Source organism: Lysobacter enzymogenes (genome assembly GCF_900106525.1).
GTDB classification, from domain to species: domain Bacteria; phylum Pseudomonadota; class Gammaproteobacteria; order Xanthomonadales; family Xanthomonadaceae; genus Lysobacter; species Lysobacter enzymogenes.
Genome location: NZ_FNOG01000001.1, coordinates 102419 through 120067 on the forward strand (window position 1 = coordinate 102419; position 17649 = coordinate 120067).

At 68.8% G+C, this 17649-nt stretch carries 15 protein-coding genes and 2 tRNA genes; 7 read left to right on the plus strand and 10 right to left on the minus strand.

The features are described from left to right. The first annotated feature begins 12 nt into the window (after positions 1-12). From BLU84_RS00435 to BLU84_RS00445, 3 genes are read left to right on the plus strand one after another with little or no spacing between them, the layout of a single operon-like run. Positions 13-3207, plus strand: coding sequence for an efflux RND transporter permease subunit (locus BLU84_RS00435; RefSeq protein WP_074861632.1), 3195 nt, complete (start codon positions 13-15; stop codon positions 3205-3207). After that, the gene (locus tag BLU84_RS00440; protein WP_074861633.1) at positions 3200-4660 is read left to right on the plus strand and encodes an efflux transporter outer membrane subunit; all 1461 of its coding nucleotides are present in this window, start codon (positions 3200-3202) and stop codon (positions 4658-4660) included. Before BLU84_RS00435 ends, BLU84_RS00440 begins: the two co-directional genes overlap by 8 nt. Continuing rightward, positions 4657-5289: a TetR/AcrR family transcriptional regulator gene (locus BLU84_RS00445; protein WP_074861634.1), complete on the plus strand. Its 633-nt coding sequence runs from the start codon at positions 4657-4659 to the stop codon at positions 5287-5289. The genes BLU84_RS00440 and BLU84_RS00445 overlap by 4 nt, the downstream gene beginning before the upstream one ends. 212 nt (positions 5290-5501) lie before the next feature. On the opposite strand, the gene BLU84_RS00450 is transcribed toward BLU84_RS00445, so the two are convergent. After that, positions 5502-6923 carry an aminotransferase-like domain-containing protein gene (locus tag BLU84_RS00450; protein WP_074861635.1) on the minus strand — a complete coding sequence of 474 codons (1422 nt, stop codon included), beginning with the start codon at positions 6921-6923 and terminating at the stop codon, positions 5502-5504. Between the two features lie 411 nt (positions 6924-7334). Here BLU84_RS00450 and BLU84_RS00455 point away from each other — a divergent pair, with 411 nt between their 5' ends. Then, the gene (locus BLU84_RS00455; RefSeq protein WP_074861636.1) at positions 7335-8255 is read left to right on the plus strand and encodes a DMT family transporter; all 921 of its coding nucleotides are present in this window, start codon (positions 7335-7337) and stop codon (positions 8253-8255) included. A gap of 159 nt (positions 8256-8414) precedes the next feature. On the opposite strand, the gene BLU84_RS26005 is transcribed toward BLU84_RS00455, so the two are convergent. From BLU84_RS26005 to BLU84_RS00485, 7 genes are all read right to left on the minus strand, one after another. Further along, entirely contained in the window at positions 8415-9002 is a 588-nt protein-coding gene (locus tag BLU84_RS26005) for a hypothetical protein (protein WP_139174505.1), read from the minus strand. Then, entirely contained in the window at positions 8999-10219 is a 1221-nt protein-coding gene (locus BLU84_RS00460; RefSeq protein ID WP_074861637.1) for an RtcB family protein, read from the minus strand. Before BLU84_RS00460 ends, BLU84_RS26005 begins: the two co-directional genes overlap by 4 nt. Positions 10220-10232: 13 nt before the next feature. Further along, positions 10233-11087, minus strand: a complete 855-nt coding sequence (locus tag BLU84_RS00465) for a hypothetical protein (protein ID WP_074861638.1) — start codon at positions 11085-11087, stop codon at positions 10233-10235. Between the two features lie 161 nt (positions 11088-11248). Continuing rightward, the gene (locus BLU84_RS00470) at positions 11249-12379 is read right to left on the minus strand and encodes a slipin family protein (protein ID WP_074861639.1); all 1131 of its coding nucleotides are present in this window, start codon (positions 12377-12379) and stop codon (positions 11249-11251) included. Between the two features lie 423 nt (positions 12380-12802). Further along, a tRNA-Leu gene (locus BLU84_RS00475) sits at positions 12803-12869 on the minus strand. 1 nt (position 12870) lies between these two features. Further along, positions 12871-12938: transfer RNA gene (locus tag BLU84_RS00480), tRNA-OTHER, on the minus strand. 658 nt (positions 12939-13596) lie between these two features. Continuing rightward, positions 13597-14157, minus strand: a complete 561-nt coding sequence (locus tag BLU84_RS00485) for a cysteine hydrolase family protein (protein ID WP_074861640.1) — start codon at positions 14155-14157, stop codon at positions 13597-13599. A gap of 113 nt (positions 14158-14270) precedes the next feature. Between BLU84_RS00485 and BLU84_RS00490 the strand changes: the two genes are divergently transcribed. Continuing rightward, the gene (locus tag BLU84_RS00490; RefSeq protein ID WP_074861641.1) at positions 14271-14705 is read left to right on the plus strand and encodes an Lrp/AsnC family transcriptional regulator; all 435 of its coding nucleotides are present in this window, start codon (positions 14271-14273) and stop codon (positions 14703-14705) included. Between the two features lie 90 nt (positions 14706-14795). Here BLU84_RS00490 and BLU84_RS00495 read toward each other — a convergent pair whose 3' ends face one another. Beyond that, the gene (locus tag BLU84_RS00495; RefSeq protein WP_074861642.1) at positions 14796-15815 is read right to left on the minus strand and encodes a polysaccharide deacetylase family protein; all 1020 of its coding nucleotides are present in this window, start codon (positions 15813-15815) and stop codon (positions 14796-14798) included. A gap of 217 nt (positions 15816-16032) precedes the next feature. Beyond that, a complete protein-coding gene (locus BLU84_RS00500; RefSeq protein WP_074861643.1) occupies positions 16033-16356 on the minus strand; it encodes a hypothetical protein in 324 nt (107 codons plus the stop codon). Positions 16357-16585: 229 nt separating this feature from the next. Here BLU84_RS00500 and BLU84_RS00505 point away from each other — a divergent pair, with 229 nt between their 5' ends. Continuing rightward, a complete protein-coding gene (locus tag BLU84_RS00505; RefSeq protein WP_074861644.1) occupies positions 16586-17152 on the plus strand; it encodes an RNA polymerase sigma factor in 567 nt (188 codons plus the stop codon). Beyond that, entirely contained in the window at positions 17149-17631 is a 483-nt protein-coding gene (locus BLU84_RS00510) for a hypothetical protein (RefSeq protein WP_074861645.1), read from the plus strand. Before BLU84_RS00505 ends, BLU84_RS00510 begins: the two co-directional genes overlap by 4 nt. Positions 17632-17649 lie beyond the last annotated feature (18 nt).

Here is a 17649-nt window from a genome sequence, read left to right on the forward strand (position 1 = left end):
TCGGAGACATTCATGGCACGGTTCTTCATCGATCGCCCCATCTTCGCGTGGGTCTTGGCGATCATCATCATGCTCGGTGGCGCGATCGCGATCACCCAGCTGCCCATCTCGCAATATCCCACCATCGCCCCGCCCACGGTGGCGGTGAACGCGTCGTATCCCGGCGCTTCGGCTAAAGCCGTCGAAAACTCGGTGACCCAGATCATCGAGCAGAACATGAAGGGCATCGACGGCCTGATGTACATGTCGGCGACCAGCTCGGCCGACGGCCAGGCCTCGATCACGCTGACCTTCGAGAGCGGCACCGATCCGGACATCGCCCAGGTGCAGGTGCAGAACAAGCTGCAGCTGGCCACCCCGTTGCTGCCGCAGATCGTGCAGCAGCAGGGCGTGAGCGTGTCCAAGGCGAACTCGTCGTTCCTGCAGGTCATCGGCTTCGTGTCCGAGGACGGCAGCATGAACGGCGCCGACATCGCCGACTACGTGGCCGCCAACCTGGTCGACCCGCTCGCCCGCGTCAACGGCGTCGGCAGCACCCAGCTGTTCGGCACCAAGTATGCGATGCGGATCTGGCTGGACCCGGACAAGCTCAACACCTACAAGCTGACCCCGACCGACGTCATCAACGCCCTGCGCGCGCAGAACGCCCAGGTCGCGGTCGGCCAGCTCGGCGGCACCCCGTCGGTGAAGGGCCAGCAGCTCAACGCCACCATCACCGCGCAGGATCGCCTGCAGACCGCGGATCAGTTCAAGAACATCGTCGTGCGCGCCAACAGCGGCGGCGCGGTGCTGAAGCTGTCCGACGTCGCCCGGGTCGAACTGGGCCAGGAAGACTACGGCACCATCGCCCGCTTCAACGGCAAGCCGGCCACCGGTATCGCCATCTCGCTGGCCACCGGCGCCAACGCGCTGGCCACCGCGCAGGCGGTGCAGGCCGAACTGGAACAGCTCAAGCCTTCGTTCCCGAAGGGCCTCAAGGCGGTGACGCCGTTCGACACCACGCCGTTCGTGCGCGTGGCGATCGAGGAAGTGGTCAAGACCCTGCTCGAAGCGATCGTGCTGGTGTTCCTGGTGATGTACCTGTTCCTGCAGAACTTCCGCGCCACCTTGATCCCGACGATCGCGGTGCCGGTGGTGTTGCTGGGCACGTTCGGCCTGCTGGCGCTGTTCGGCTATTCGGTCAACATGCTGACCATGTTCGCGGTGGTGCTCGCCATCGGCTTGCTGGTGGACGACGCCATCGTCGTGGTCGAGAACGTCGAGCGTGTGATGAGCGAGGAAGGCCTCTCGCCGAAGGAAGCCACGCGCAAGTCGATGGACCAGATCACCGGCGCGCTGGTCGGCATCGGCCTGGTGCTGTCGGCAGTGTTCGTGCCGATGGCCTTCCTCGGCGGCGCCACCGGCGTGATCTATCGCCAGTTCTCGGTGACCATCGTCTCGGCGATGTTCCTGTCGGTGCTGGTCGCGATCGTGCTGACCCCGGCGCTGTGCGCGACCATGCTCAAGCCGATCGAGAAGGGCCACCACGCGTCCGACAAGGGCTTCTTCGGCTGGTTCAACAACAAGTTCGACTCGGGCAACAAGAAGTACCAGGGCGTGGTGCACGGCATCGTCACCCGCGCCGGCCGCTTCATGATCGTGTTCGCGGCGATGGCTGCGCTGATGGGTGTGATGTTCTTCCGCCTGCCGTCGTCGTTCCTGCCGCAGGAAGACCAGGGCTTCTTGTTCACCATCGTGCAGACCCCGGTCGGCGCGACCCAGGAACGCACGGGCGAGACGCTGAAGAAGGTCGAGGAGCAGTTCCTCAACGACCCGGCCGTGGATTCGCTGTTCACCGTGCAGGGCTTCAGCTTCGCCGGCAACGGCCAGAACGCGGGCATGGCGTTCTCGCAGCTCAAGCCGTGGGAAGAGCGCGCCAGCACCTGGGGCGACCGCTGGCGCTGGCTGACCAGCTTCGGCAAGACCCCGATGCCCGACAACAGCGTCAACGGCGTGGTCGGCCGGGCGATGGGCAACTTCATGCAGATCAAGGACGCGTTCGTGTTCGCGCTGGCGCCGCCGGCGGTGTTCGAACTGGGCAACTCCAACGGCTTCGTGTTCTACATGAAGGACAACGCCGCGCTCGGCCATGAAGCGCTGGTGGCCGCGCGCAACCAGTTCCTCGGCATGGCCGCGCAGAGCGAGCTGTTGCAGAACGTGCGCCCGAACGGCATGGAAGACACCCCGCAGTTCCGCGTCGACGTCGACAACCAGAAGGCCGCGGCGCTGGGCCTGAGCATCGCCGACATCAACAGCACCCTGCAGGCGGCCTGGGGCGGCCAGTACATCGACGACTTCGTCGACCGCGGCCGGGTCAAGCGCGTCTACATCCAGGCCGATGCGCCGTTCCGCATGGTGCCCAGCGACTTCAACCGCTGGTACGTGCGCAACGACAAGGGCGAGATGGTGCCGTTCTCGGCGTTCGCCTCGACCCGTTGGGAATACGGTTCGCCGCGTCTGGAGCGCTACAACGGCGTGTCCGCGCTGGAAATCAACGGTGAAGCCAAGCCGGGCGTGAGCTCGGGCCAGGCCATGGCCGAGGTCGAGAAGCTGGTGGCGCAGTTGCCGCCGGGCATCGGCCTGGAGTGGACCGGCCTGTCGTTCCAGGAACGCCAGGCAGGCGCGCAGACGCCGCTGCTGTACACGCTGTCGCTGCTGATCGTGTTCCTGTGTCTGGCGGCGATGTACGAAAGCTGGGCGATCCCGACCTCGGTGCTGCTGATCGCGCCGATGGGCATCCTCGGCACGGTGTTGGCGACGTGGCTGCGCGGCATGGAGCGCGACGTGTACTTCCAGGTGGCGATGCTCACCACCGTGGGTTTGTCGAGCAAGAACGCGATCCTGATCGTGGAGTTCGCCAAGGAGAACCTGGAGAAGGGCATGGACCTGATCTCGGGCACGCTGGCCGCGGTACGCGACCGCCTGCGCCCGATCATCATGACCTCGCTGGCGTTCGGCCTGGGCGTGCTGCCGCTGGCCCTGGCCTCCGGCGCGGGTTCCGGCGCGCAGCGCGCGATCGGCACCGGCGTGCTCGGCGGCATGGTCGTGGGTACGTTCCTGGGCATCTTCTTCGTCCCGCTGTTCTTCGTCGTGGTCGAGAAGATCTTCGTCCGCAAGAAACACGCGCCCGCTGAGCACAGCGCCCAAGGAGCGCAGAACCATGAGTAAGTTTTCGACCCACGCCCTGGCGCTCGCCATCGCCGTGGCCGCCACCGGCTGCGTCAGTCTGGCGCCGAAGCTGCCCGAGCAGCAGGCCGGCATCCCGGCGCAGTGGCCGTTGCCGCCGACCACCCAGTCCTTCGTCGGCGCGCAACCGCTGACCTCCGATCCGGCGGCCTCGCAGGAGGCCGCCGCGACCGAAGGCGCGGCGGTGGCCGACATCGGCTGGCGCGATTTCTTCGAAGACCCGAACCTGGAGCAGTTGATCGGCCGCGCGCTGGACAACAACCGCGACCTGCGCGTGGCGGTGCTCAACGTCGAGAAGGCGCGCGCGCAGTACCGCATCCAGCGCGCCGACCGGCTGCCTTCGGTCGGCGTCGGCGGACAGCTGCAGCGCGTGGGCACCGACACGCCGGACCAGATCACCGACCAGTACCAGGCCGGCGCGTCCATCGCCAACTTCGAGATCGACCTGTTCGGCCGCGTGCGCAGTCTGAGCCAGTCGGCGCTGCAGCGTTACTTCGCCGAAGAGGAAGCGCGCCGCGCCGCCCAGCTGAGCCTGATCGCCGAAGTCGCCAACGCCTACCTGACCCTGGCGGCGGACCGCGAGCTGCTGTCGGTGTCGGAGGCGACGCTGAAGAATCAGCAGTCGGCCTATGACCTGACCGCCAAGCGCCGCGAACTCGGCGCGGTGTCGGGCCTGGAACTGAGCCAGGCCCGCACCCAGGTCGAGCAGGCGCGCGCCGATGCGGCGCGCTACGCCGGACAGGTGGCGCAGGACATCAACGCGCTGAACCTGCTGGTCGGCGAGCCGGTCGATCCGGCGCTGCTGCCGCAGAAGCTCACCGCCGGCGTCACCGGCCTGGCGGCGCTGCCACAGAACCTGCCGTCGGAGGTTCTGCTGCGCCGTCCCGATGTGCTCCAGGCCGAGCACCTGCTGCGCGCGCAGAACGCCAACATCGGCGCCGCGCGCGCCGCGTTCTTCCCGTCGATCAGCCTGACCGGTTTCTTCGGCAGCGCCAGCAACGAACTGTCGGGCTTGTTCGACAGCAACACCCGCATGTGGTCGGTCACGCCGGTGCTCAACATTCCGATCTTCCAGGGCGGCCGCTTGCGCGCGGGCCTGGCCTCGGCCAAGGCCGACCAGAAGATCGCGCTGGCGCAGTACGAGAAGGCGATCCAGGCCGGTTTCCGCGATGTGTCCGATGCGTTGGCGCTGACCAAGACCCTGGCCGAGCAGCGCCAGGCGCAGGAAGCGCTGGTCGAGGCCGCCGGCCGCGCCGAGCAGTTGTCGACCGCGCGCTACAAGGCCGGCCGCGACAGCTACCTCAACCAGCTCGACGCCCAGCGCACGCTGTACGGCGCGCAGCAAGGCTTGGTGAGCACGCGTCTGGCCGAACAGGCCAACCGCGTCACCCTGTACAAAGTGCTCGGAGGTGGCTGGAACGAGCGCAGCCAATGAGCACCCCGGGCACCCCGACCGCCAAGCCCAGCGCCAAGGCCGCCGCACGGGCCCAGGCGCAGCGCGAGCGCATCCTGGTCGCGGCTCAGCAATGTTTCGTCGTGCACGGCTTCCACGCCGCCAGCATGGCCAACATCGCCGAGACCGCGGGCATGAGCGCCGGCCTGATCTACCGCTATTTCAAGGGTAAGAACGACATCATCCTGGCCATCATCGAGCGCCAGCTCGAAGAGGCTCGGGCCGATGTGGCCAAGCTGCATTCCAGCAGCGATCTGGTCGGCGGGATCGCCGAGGTCTTCCAGCAGTGGCAGGCCAACGATCCCAGCATCACCAGCGCGGCGCTGTTCCTGGAGCTGACCGCCGAGGCCACGCGCGATCCGGAGATCGCCGCGGCCACGCACGCGTCCGACAAGGTGTTTCGCGCCGACTTGGCCTCGTGGTTCGCGCGCAGCGCCGCCGAGGGCGGCCTGGGCGTGCCGAAGGAGCAGGTGGCCACGCGCGTGCTGATCCTGCAATCGCTGATCGAAGGATTGGCGATGCGCGCGATCAGCCAGCCCGACCTCACCGTCGAGCAGGTCAAGGATGCGTTGAGCCAGTTCCTGCCGAGCTTGCTGACGGCGCAGGCCTGAGGCGGACGAGGGCGTTGCATCGACGCCGCAATGAAGCGAGCCGCGATCGCAAGATCGCGGCTCGTTTCGTTTCCGGCCCAGACGAAAGCACGATCGCCCCCTGTAGGAGCGACGCGAGCCGCGACTGCGGCAACGCAGCCACGACGGAACTGACGGCGTAGTTGCGTTGCCGCAGTCGCGGCTCGCGCCGCTCCTACAGGGATGCTGCGCAGCTAGCGCATCAGCTGCTTGGCCAAATCGCCCAGCGTTTTCAACGCCGCTTCCATCGCGCGATCCCACGGCTGCCCGCAGCTCAGCCGCACGTGGTGGGTGTAGTCGCCGCGGTTGGAGAACAGATGCCCCGGCAGGATGCCGATGCCGCGCGCCAGCGCCGCTTCGAACAAGGCCTGGCCGTCGATGCGTTCGGGCAGTTCCACCCACAGCGTCATGCCGCCGGCCGGTTCGGCCACGGCGATACCGTCGGGCCAGTGATCCAGCAGCGCCTGCCGATACGCCTGGGCGTTGCCGGCCAGGGCGCGGCGCAGGCGGCGCAGGCCGCGTTCGATGTCGTGGCGGGCGAGGAAGTCGATCAGCGCCAACTGCGGCAAGGTCGCGGTGGCGACGGTGGAAAAGCTCTTGGTGCGCAGCAGTTCCGAGCGCCGGCGCCCGCCGATCATCCAGCCCACGCGCAAGCCGGGCGCGAGAATCTTCGAGTACGAGCCGCAGGTGATCACGTGCTCGCCGTCGTCGTAGCGGCGCAGCGGCGAAGGGCGTTCGCCGGAATAGGCCAGCTCGCCGTACAGATCGTCCTCGATCAGCACCGTGCCATGCGCGGCGCAGGCGGCGACGATCTCGCGCTTGGCCGTCTCGCTGGTCAGGCTGCCGAGCGGATTGTTGAAGTTCGGCACCAACAGCGCTGCGCGTACCGCATGGCGCTCCAGCAGTTCGCGCAACTGCGCCGGGTCGAGGCCGCGGCCGGGATGGTTGGGGATTTCCAGCACGCGCAGCCCCTGCGCGGCCACCGCCTGCAGCAGGCCGTGATAGGTCGGAGTTTCCAGGATCACGATGTCGCCGGGCCGGGTCAGCGTGCGCAGGGTCAGGCTGATCGCCTCCATCGCGCCGGCGGTGACGATGACTTCGTCCGGATCGACTTCCACCCCGCATTGCGCGTAACGCTGGGCGATGCGCTCGCGCAGCGCCGGCAGGCCCTGCGGCACGGTGTAGCCGAGCGCGACGTCGGGATCGCGGCGCATGGCCCGGGTCACCGACGCGCACAGCGCGGCGCTGGGCAGCAGCGCCGCGGCCGGGGTGGCCGCGTGCAGCGGCACTAGGTCGCGGCGCGATTGCACGTCGAGCACGCCGAGCAGGGCCGGGTTGCGCATCGGCGTCGGCGCGCGCGCGAGGTGTCGGGCGCGATGGCTGCGCGGCGCCGCCGCGGGCGCGGCGCGCACGTAGTAGCCCGAGCGCGGGCGCGCTTCGATCAGGCCTTCGCGCTCGAGCTGCTGATAGGCCTCCACGGCGGTGGCCAGGCTGATGCGCTGATCGCGGCCGAGCCGGCGCAACGACGGCAACCGCTCGCCGGCGCGCAGCACGCCGCGCTGGATCTGCCGGCGCATGCGCTCGGCGAGGCGTTCGTAGAGCAAGTCCTGGGTCATCGCCAACCTCGCAGTGTCAAAGCCCCTCTCCCGCTTGCGGGAGAGGGGTTGGGGTGAGGGTGTCTGCTTGCGACGACATCCTCGATGCCCTGTTTGCCCTCACCCCGGCCCTCTCCCGCAAGCGGGAGAGGGAGCAGAGCTCGGTAGAGCAAGTCCTGGATCACCACCAATTTCGCAATGCAAAAGCCCCTCTCCCGTCTGCGGGAGAGGGGTTGGGGTGAGGGTGTCTGCTTGCGACGACATCCTCGATGCCCTGTTTGCCCTCACCCCCGGCCCCCTCCCGCAAGCGGCAGAGGGAGCAGAGCGCGACTGAAATCTGTACCGGTCGAAATTCATCCTAACTGAATCTGTATCGGTCCACAGCCCGACCCTAACCTGAGCCTCCCCTCCCTACGCCGCGCGCTCCCGCCCATGAGCACCGTCGCTGCCGCCGTCCCCGCCGCCGACTCCCGCCCGGCGCTGATCCAGTTGCTGATCGCCGAACTGCTGATCGGCTCGGTCGGCGTGTTCGTTCACGAAAGCGGCCAGGACGCGATCACCGCCGTGCTGTTCCGCTGCGTGTTCGGCGTGGTCTTCCTGCTGGCTTGGGGCTGGGCGCGCGGCTTGTTCCGCGGCCTGCTCGGCGAGGGCGCGCTGATCCGCTCGGCGATCTTCAGCGGCGTGCTGCTGGTGCTGAACTGGGTGGCGCTGTTCGCCGGCATGGCGCGCTCGTCGATCGGCGTGGCGACGATGGTCTATCACTTCTTCCCGTTCGTGGTGCTGGGCCTGGCTGCGTTGTTCTACGGCGAGCGCACCCGCGCCGCCGACATCGGCTGGACCGCGATCGCCTTCGTCGGCGTGCTGTGCTCGGCCGATCCGTTCAAGCTGCTGCGCAGCGCCGACATCGGCTACCTGATCGGCGTCGGCCTGACCTTCGTCGCCGCGCTGCTGTGCGGCGCCTCGCTGCTGCTGTCGCGGCGGATCAGCCGCGAGCGGCCGTTCGCCGTGGTGTTGATCCAGTGCCTGGTCGGCGTGGCCATGCTCGCGCCGTTCGCCGACTACGCCCGGGTGATGGTGCCCGGCGCGCACTGGTACTGGCTGGCCGGGCTCGGCCTGATCCACAGCGGCGTGTGCTACGTGCTGTTCTACTCGTCTTATCCGCGATTGCAGGTGGCGACCATCGCGGTGCTGGCCTTCATCTATCCGGTGATCGCGCTGCTGCTGGATTACGCCGTTTACGGCCACACCCTGGCGCCGGTACAGAGCCTGGGCGTGGCCTTGATCGTGGTCGGCACGCTCGGCGTCAACCTCAAGTGGCAATGGCGCCGCCGCGCGCAGCCCGCGCGCGCGTGACCGCCACGGCGTTGTTGCGCGCTGCGCATCGCCCTTCGGCTTTCTCGACCCACTCCGCCCGTTCGCGGACCCGCCGGGCGATTGCGCCCGCGCGGCCGGCGCAAGGATGCGCCGGTGGGAATTTGTCGTGCTGCCCGCTGTGAATGCCGTCACGCGCGTTCAGTAGCCGGCCGGCTTCGTATACGTGAATCGCGGCGCATCTTCACGACCGACGAGCGAGCGCCGCGAAACCCCGATGCGCGTTTGCGACAGCGCTCGCGGTTTGCGCGTGCGATTCGGACTTTTGACCGTTCCCGGCGATGAAAAAAACGTTATCGTCGTGATGCAAAAGAGATGCCAACGGACTCGTCCATGCCGCCACGCAACGTCGACTGGCTCAGTTCCTTCATCGCCGACTAGGCCCGCGAAGCCGACGCGCCGGCGGCCGCCGCCACCGTCGCGAACGTCGTATCCCTCTCCCACCGCATCCGCGAACTGGCCATCACCTATGGCCTGGGCGCGCGCCTGCACCACGGCGAACGCCATTGGGACGACATCCGCGACGAGCTCGCGCGCGGCTGGGAACGGCTGCGCGGCGCCGAGCAGGTGCCGTGGACCCACGTCGAAGGCGAAGTGGAAGGCGCGTGGCGGCTGGTGCTGGCCGACTGACGCCGGCCCCGCATCGAAACCGGCGCCTGTAAGAATGGCGCGCATAAAAATGGCGCCGCCCTCGCGGACGGCGCCGAAACAACGCCTTGCGGCGTTCAACCTTTGATGCAGACCACCTGGCGCAAGGTGTGCACCACCTCGACCAGGTCGGACTGCGCCGCCATCACCGCTTCGATCGGCTTGTACGCCGCCGGCGACTCGTCGATCACCGCCGCGTCCTTGCGGCATTCCACATGCGCGGTGGCAGCGCGGTGGTCCTTCAAGGTGATGCTGCGGCGCGCCTCGGCCCGGCTCATCACCCGGCCGGCGCCGTGGCTGCAGCTGTGGAAGCTGTCGACATTGCCCTTGCCGCGCACGATGTAGCTGCGCGCGCCCATGCTGCCGGGGATGATGCCCAGCTCGCCCTCGCGCGCGCTGACCGCACCCTTGCGCGTGACCCACAGCGATTCGCCGAAATGTTCCTCGCGCTGCACGTAGTTGTGGTGGCAGTTGACCGCGGTCTTGTCGAGCTTGAACTTCGGCAGCTGGATGCGCATGGCATGCAGCACCCGCTCCATCATCGCTTCGCGGTTGTGGCGGGCGTAGTCCTGCGCCCAACCCACCGCCTCGACGTAGTCGTCGAACAAGGGCTCGCCCTCCAGCAGGAACGCGAGATCCTTGTCCGGCAGATGGAAGCCGAGCGTGCGCTTTTCCAGCTTCATCCGCGCCAGCTCGATGAAGTAGCTGCCGATCAGGTTGCCGGTGCCGCGCGAACCCGAGTGCAGCATCACCCACACCGCGCCGGCTTCGTCGAGGCAGACCTCGATGAAGTGGTTGCCGCCGCCGAGCGTGCCGATCTGGCGGTCGAGCTTGTCGGTGCGCAGCCGGCGGTGCTTGGCGTGGATCGCGTCCAGCCGCGTCGCCAGTCCCGATTTGGCCAGCCGGGTGGCGTGGCTGTCGGGCAGGCGCCGGTGCTCGCCGCCGCGGCCGTTGCCGACCGGGACGCAGTGCTCGATCGCCGAGCGCAGCTTGGCCAGGCTGTCGGGCAGGTCGCTCGCGCGAAGCGTGGTGCGCACCGCGGCCATGCCGCAGCCGATGTCGACGCCGACCGCGGCGGGAATGATCGCGCCGCGGGTCGGCACCACCGAGCCGACGGTCGCGCCCTTGCCCAGATGCACATCGGGCATGGCCGCGACCCAGGGCCCGACGTGGGGCAGGGCGGCGATGTTGCGCAGCTGGTGTTTGGCGCTTTCGTCGACCGGCACCCCGCGGATCCAGGCCTTGACCGGTGCCACGCCTTCGTCGGCGTGGAGCAGTTCGTAGTTTGAGGTACTCATGATGGTTCAGTCCTTAATTAGGTGCGCCGGTGCGCCAGGGCGAACGCCGCTTGCGGCTGTTCGCGCGAGCGGCCGCGGCGAGCGCGCGCGGGTCGAACGGATCGGGCCCGTCGCCGTTGCGCAGCCGGTGGGCGGTCAGCTCGGCCTGGCTCAGCTGGCGTTTGCGGCGCGCGTAGACGCCGCAGCGGCCGTACAGGTTCCAGCGTTTGCTTTCGCATTCGCCGATCTGCGCATGCAGCACCGCATCGAACGCGAGCCCCGGCAAAACGACGCCGGACTTGCGCTTGGAGCGGCGCGGCTCGGGCACCGGCGCGAGTTCGATCCGGTACCAGATGCCGTCCAGGCGGTGCAGTTGCACATCGCGGTCGACGATGCGGACGCCTTCGCGCCAACCCGCTTGCCGCGCATGCACCGCAAGCCGGTGCTCGTCGCGTTTGCGTACGCGGCGAACGAACGCGGCCTCGTTGCGTATCAGGCAGCCGTTGCGCGGGTCCACATACAGATCGCAATAGCTCTCGGCCAGCGCGACCGCGCCGCGCCAGCGGCGGATGGCGTAGAGCTGGCCCTCGCTTTCGTACACGTCGACCTCGACGAAATCGCGCAGATGCTCATGGATGTGTTGCTGCACGGTGTTGCGTCGATCCACGTTCTTGCACAGTTCCGCATAGACCGCGTCCCAGCGCCTGCCGGCCTGTCGATCCAGCCAGCGTTGCAGCGGGCGCAGGTTTTCGTTGAGCCATTTGCGGCTCGTGTTGAGCCGATGGCGCATGCCTTCGTGGGAAGGGCGTTCGTCGGGGTCGCGCAGTTCGCGCCCCGGCTTGGCCCAGCCGGCGCCGGTGCGCGGCCGTTCCACGATCACTTTGTACATATCGCTTCGCATAAGGATTCGTATCCGATAGTCGGCCGCGCGCGCGGCATGCGAGCCGCGCACGGGGCCGTTCACCGCCCCGTCGAGGGCGGCGTTCGCGTTGGCTTTGGGCTGTCGCGCTATCGGAACCCGGGCGGCGCGATGCCGCCCGGTCCTGCGTTTCAGCCGTGGCCCTTGAGGCTGACGAGTTGCTTCATGACTCCCTCCAGACCGCCGAAGACGGTCAGCTTGTCGATCTTTTCGGTGATTTTTTCCAAGGCCTCGAGTTCCTTCAGGCGCATCAGCACCGGACTTTCCTCGATCAGCTTGGCGGTGTTGAGCAGGCTGCGGGTCGCGTTGGCTTCCTCGCGGCGGCGGATCACGTTGGCCTGCGCGCTCTTCTCCGCCTGCACCACGGCGTTGAGGATGTCCTTCATCTCGCCCGGCAGGATCACGTCCTTGACGCCGACGCCGAGCACCTCCACGCCGATCCCGGCGCAGGCGCCGCGCGCGGCGGCGAGGATGTCGGCATCGAGCGAGGCCTTGTCGCCGAGCAGTTCGTCCAGGGTCTTGGACGACACCGCCTTGCGCAGGCCGTACTGCAGCTCGCGATAGACATGCTCGGCGTACTTGGCCACGCGGGTGCGCGCAGCGACCGGGTCGGACACGCGCACGCCGGCGGCGAGGTTGACGCGCAAGGTGACCTTGTCGCGGGTCAGCAGTTCCTGGCCCGAGACCTCCACCGCCTGCACGCGCAGTTCCACGGTTTCTACCGCGACGTTCTTGCGCAGGTTCCAGAACGCATACGCGCCCGGCGCCAAGGTGCGCACGAAGGTGCCGTCGACGAACAGCAGGCCGGCCGATTCGCTCGGCACGACGCCGTGGGTGGCGACGCGGTCGAGCTGGGCGATCTGGCGCAGGCCGTCGGCGACTTCGCGCTCGATCGCCAGTCCAGGGCTCAGCGCCAGCGTACGCACCTCGATCTGCGCCAGGCCCTTCCAGTACAGGCGACGCAGACCCGGCGCCAGCACTTCGGCGTAACGGCCGTTGCGCAGCACCAGGCCGACTTCATCGTTGCCGATGTCGGCGAGGACGAAGTGCTCGGACAGGCGCTTGCCGAAGCCGGCGATCAGCGCTTCGCTGTCGTTGCCGGCGTAGGCGCTGCTGCCGATGTCGTAGTGGCTGAGGCTCAGGCGGTTGCGCAGGTCGCGCAAGCGGTGCACGCCGGGGCCGAGCACGCGCTCGACGCGACGGTCGCGGTAAACCAGGACGCGCTCGGCATCGCCGACCACGACCTTCTTCATCCAGAACATGGCTTTCTCCTTGAGGTTCCGGTGTGGTCCGATCCGTGGTGTGGGCCGATGCGACCGAATCGGAAGGTCGCGTCGAACGGTGGTCGCGTCGGCGACGCGAATGCAGTCGCTGCGTGGCAGCTGACGGTGAAGCGCGGCGCGCAAGCGCGCCATCGCGGAATAGGTGGGAAACGCCCCTGGCGCCGGCATCGCGGACCGCATGCGCGGCGGGCGCGGAACCCTCGCCGCCGGCTTCGCCACGTCCGTTGTGGTCGATGCCGCGCCACGCGGTGGCCTCGCCCGCCGGGCATGGAGCCGGCGGTGTCGCCGCTGCGTCGCTTCGTAGCGAACCCCATGCCGGCGGCGCACTTCGAAACGCCGCGCGGGGCGTTTCCCTGTTCGGAACCTTCGTTCCGATTTGCAACGACTGTCGTGAAAGGACAGTGGATAGCGGGAATCGAACCCGCGACAACAGCATCTTTTGCTGCGCTCTACCGACTGAGCTATATCCGAGGGAAGGACCGGAATCGAACCGGCGACCCGCGCATACAACGCTGCTCTACCTCTGAGCTACCTTCCCGGTACAGAGCCCCTCCACGCACCGCGGCATACGCCACGGCAAGGCCGCGCGCACCGGGCCGGTCGGAAACCGGCGCCGTTGCGGTGCGTTTCATCGGGTGCTGCCAATCGCCGCCCGTCTCCGGGCGGCAATTCGTTCGGGCGCGAACGCCCATGTCGTTGGTTTCGCGCACGCGCCGCCCGCGCCGAAGCACCGGGGCACAGCGTGGTTCACGCCTCGACGGCTTATCCCCTTCGTCTCGGATGCTTCGGGGGTGTGCGCGAATGCTTGTTTTGCAGCGGTTTTCCAGCAGATCCTTTGCCGACGCGCGAAACGAAAACGCCCCCGGAGTGCGAGTCCGAGGGCGTCTGCTTCCTCGGAAGATCGGGGCGACCGATCTTCCGTGGAGGGGAAGATCAGTGCGGGCTGTGCAGGCTTTCGTCGCGACCGCGCGTCATCGGCGCGCACGCGAACGACGCGGGGCAGTAATGCCCTTGCACGTCTTTCTTGGCGGTTGCGATGTCGTTGCGCATGGAAGGCGGTCGGTAAGAGGTAAGGAAGATGGGCGCGAACTCTACGCGCGAAAAATTTCGCTGGCAAGACCGTTCGTCGTTTTGCGAGCGGGAAATAATTCGCGCGATCGTTCGATTCGCGGCGATCGATGCGGGCATCGAACCCGTCAGAGCTCGTCGAGCGCCGCCAACAATTCGGACGAATCCATCACCCGCGCGAACTCCGCGCGCAAGGTCGCCAGATGCGCGGCGCTGATCGCTTCGGCGGCGAGGGTGCCGCCGGCGCCGTCGTCGAGATCGAAGCAGAAGCACGCGTCGGCGACGACGATGGTGCGATAGCCCAGATTGCTCGCCATGCGCGCGGTCGTCGATACGCACATGTCGGTGCTCACGCCGAACACGATCACGGTGTCGACGCCGAGCCGGCGCAGGCGCAGGTCCAGGTCGGTGCCGATGAAGGCGGAGTTGACCGACTTGCTCACCAGTGCTTCGCCGTCGCGCGGTTCGAAGCCGTCGCGGAACGCGTTGCCGGGATGATCGGGTCGCAGCGTGGATCCGGCCTGCACCGAATCGTGGCGCACGTGGATCAACGGCCAGCCGCGTTCGCGCCAGGCCGCGAGCAGGCGCTGGCCGTTGCGTTCCATGTGCGGGTTGTTGCGGCGGCCCCACGGCGGGTAGTCGAAGCCGCGTTGCACATCGATGGGAATCAGGGCGATGGAAGAGGGCATGGCGGTTGCACCGGACGGGGACGCGCCATCGTGAGCGCTCGCCGCGGCCGGTCTCAACCCGGCACAATGCCGGTCCCGGCCGGCGCCGTGCCGGCGTGGCTGGATCGCCCGCGATGAAAACGCTCGATGAGGTCGACCGCAAGCTGATCGCGCTGTTGCAGGACAACGCGCGCCTGTCGACGGTGGCCCTGGCCAAGGCGGTGGGGCTGTCGCGCAGCACCGTGCAGGAACGGCTGCAGCGGCTGGAATCGGCCGGAACCATCGCCCAATACACCGTGCGTCTGGGCAGCGGCGACGATCCGCTGCGGGCGTGGCTGTTGTTGCGTTATGCCGAGGGCTTCAGCTGCGACGATGTGGTGCCGCTGCTGGCGGAGCTGGCGCAGGTGCGGCTGGCGCACAGCGTCGCCGGCGAGACCGATCTGATGGTGCTGGTGGAAACGCGCTCGCCGGGCGAGCTGGCCGATGTGCGCGAGCGGGTCGCGGGGTTCAAGGGCGTGGACGATGTCACGACGGTGCCGGTGTTGCGGACGGTGCTGGATCGGTTGTGAGGCGCGGCGCGAAGCAGGGGCGCCGGCGGTTGTGGGCGCGCGGTCGCGGCTTGCGCCGCTCCTACAGGTAGGCCATGCGGGGTCTTCGCTTCATTCGGATTCGATTTGGGCCAGGTTGAGCACCCACTCGGGCACCTGCGGTTCGCCGGCGAAGAAGCTGGCCGGTTTGTTTTCGCCGATCGCCCAGCGGTGCAGCCAGCTCGGGCCGGCCGGGCCGGTGTAGGCGTCGGCGCGTTGGTAGGCCTTGTCGCGCATGGCTTCGTCCAGGCCGATGAAGCGGTAGCCGCGCTTGCGCGCCATCGCGATCAGCTCGCCGTAGGTGTCGGCGTTGAGCGCGTTGGCGTGGATCAGCCAGATCTGCGGCAGGTTGTAGCCGAGCAGGGCCTGCGACTGGCGCTCGTAGTAGTCGAGCTTGCGGCCCATGTATTTGACGTAGTCGCGGCGCAGGCGGGCCTTGACCCCTTCGGTGTGCGGCTTGCGGTGCGGGCGCGTGCCCGGATGCGGTTCGCCGGCGCGCAGGTAGGCGGCGGCCCAGATCCAGTCGGAGTTGTCGACCGTGACCGGTGCGATGCGGTAGCCGTGCTCGCCGAGGAAGCGCGCCAGCGCGGCTTTGTCCTGCGCGCTGCGCCCGGCGCGCAGGTAAGGATGGCGGAACCAGTGCGGGCTCTGGCCGCGCGCCTGCAGCAGCGGGCGCAGTTGCCGGTCGCCGCGCAGGATGTCGTCCTCATAGGCGGCCAGGCCGACCGCGTGCAGGTCGGCGTGGCTGAAGCTGTGGTTGCCCAGCTCGGCGCCGGCGTCGAGCCAGTCGCGCAGCATCGCCTCGCGTTCGGGCTGGACCCGGCCGCCGTCTTCGAGCTTGCCGGCGTTGACGAAGCCGGTCAGCGGCACGCCGGCCTTGCGGATCGCCGCGATCAGGCGGCGGTGGTCGGCGATGATCGACTCGGTGGTGACCGCGGGCAGTTGCACCCACGGCAGGTCGTCGACGGTGAGGGCGATGCGCCGGTCGGGCGGCGCGTCGGCCCGCGCCGCGGCGGCGCCGGCGAACGTGGGCAGGGCGAGCGACAGCAGCGCGCTGGCGAACAGGCAACGCAGGACGGCGAACGGGCGCATGCGGGCTTCCGGTCGGGACTGCGTCGATCATCGTCCGCGCCGCCCGGCCTGACCAGCGACTTAGGTCCTAGGCCGGCGCGCGCCTTCGCTGCCGTTCAAACAGCGCTTGGGGTCGCCGCGTGCGGCCTGCGCCGGTTCGAGCCTATTCGAGCCGGTCCGCGCCTGGGGCCGGCCCTGCGGCGCGCTTCGAGCCGGCGCCCGCGGCGCCGCACCGATCTCAGCCGTACTTGCGCGAAATGAAGTAGTACGCCAGGTTGCCCAGGCCGACCGCGCCGATCAGCACCGCCAGGGTACCGGCGTTGAGTTCGCGCCAGCCGGCGGCCTCGATGATGGCGAAGGCGCCCGCCAGCAGCACCATGACGATGCCCCAGCGCAGCGCGCCGTGGCGGCGGCGCAGGTCTTCGTCGCGGGCCAGCGAGCGCAGCAGTTCGTCGGCGCCGCCGGTCTGCAGCAGTTTGCTGCGGAAACGCGCGTCCACCACGAACTTGATGGCGAAGGTGATGCAGATGAACAAGGTGATGGGAACCAAGATTCCGGGCATGGCGGCGGCCTCCTCGGGCTAGTGCGTGACGGTCGGTACCGAACGGGAATGCGGGTGGTTCGTTCGGCGTTCGAGGCAAGAGATACGGCCCGTGCCCGCCCGGTTGCAGCCGCCGCGGCGGGGGCGGCAGGGCCACGGGGTGACACTCGTCACAGCGCGGCAGGTGCGCCCGCCACTGCAACCGCGTGCGCCTTGCCCGCATCCTCGACCCGATGACCGGTTCCAGCCCATGAACGACGACCGCGCCCTGGTCGAAGCCGTCCTCTCCCGCCAGCCGGGCGCGTTCGAGCGCCTGGTGCGGGAGTACCAGGGGCTGTGCTGGCACATCATCCAGCGCATGGTCCGCCACCCGGACGACACCCGCGAGCTGTGCCAGGAGGCGTTCCTGCGCGTCCACCAGTGCCTGCACCAGTACCGCTACGAGAGCGCGCTGAAGTCGTGGATCGGCCAGGTCGCCTATTCGGTGGCCAAGCGCCATCTGGAGCGCAAGCGCATTCCGATCGTGGAGACCGCGGCCGACGAGGACGCGCTGTCGCCGCTGGACGCGGTCAGCGACGGCTTCGACCTGGAGGCGGCCTGCGCCGACGAGGAGATCGCCGCCGGCCTGCACGCCGAGATCGAGGCGCTGCCGCCGCTGCAGCGCACCCTGCTGACCCTGTATCACCTGGAAGAAGTGCCCATCGGCGAGATCGCGCAGATGACCGGCCTGGCCGAGGGCACCATCAAGAGCCACCTGTTCCGGACCCGGGCGCGCCTGCGCCAGCGGCTGGAAGCGCGGCTGGGAGAATTCGCATGAACCGCAACAACGACCGCGACGCGCGCTTCGACGATCCGGCCACGGCCCGCGAATGGGCCTTGCAGGAGCGCGCGCGCGAACACGAACGCGCCGGCGCGCCGATGAGCGAGGGCGACCCGCGCCTGGCCCAGTACCGCCTGCTGAGCCGGGCCTTGCGCGCGCCGCCGATGGAGCCGATTCCCTACGGTTTCGCCGAACAGGTCGCGCGCCGCGCCGCGGCCGCCGCCGATGCCGGCGACCGGGTCGAGCGCTGGTTGCAGCAACTGCTGTTGTTCGGCCTGATCGCCGCCGGCGCGGGCATGGTCCTGGGCGGCGCGGCGAGCTGGTGGCCGCAGGCGATGGCGCAGTTGCAGCGGCTGCCGGAAGCCGGCGTGTCGTGGGGCGCGGTCGCCGTCGCGTGCTGCCTGGCGAGCTGGGGCTGGAGCGGCATCGCGCGCGCGCTGGGCCTGGAGCCGGGCGCGCCTTCGCGTCCGGCGTGAGCGCGCACGCGCATACCG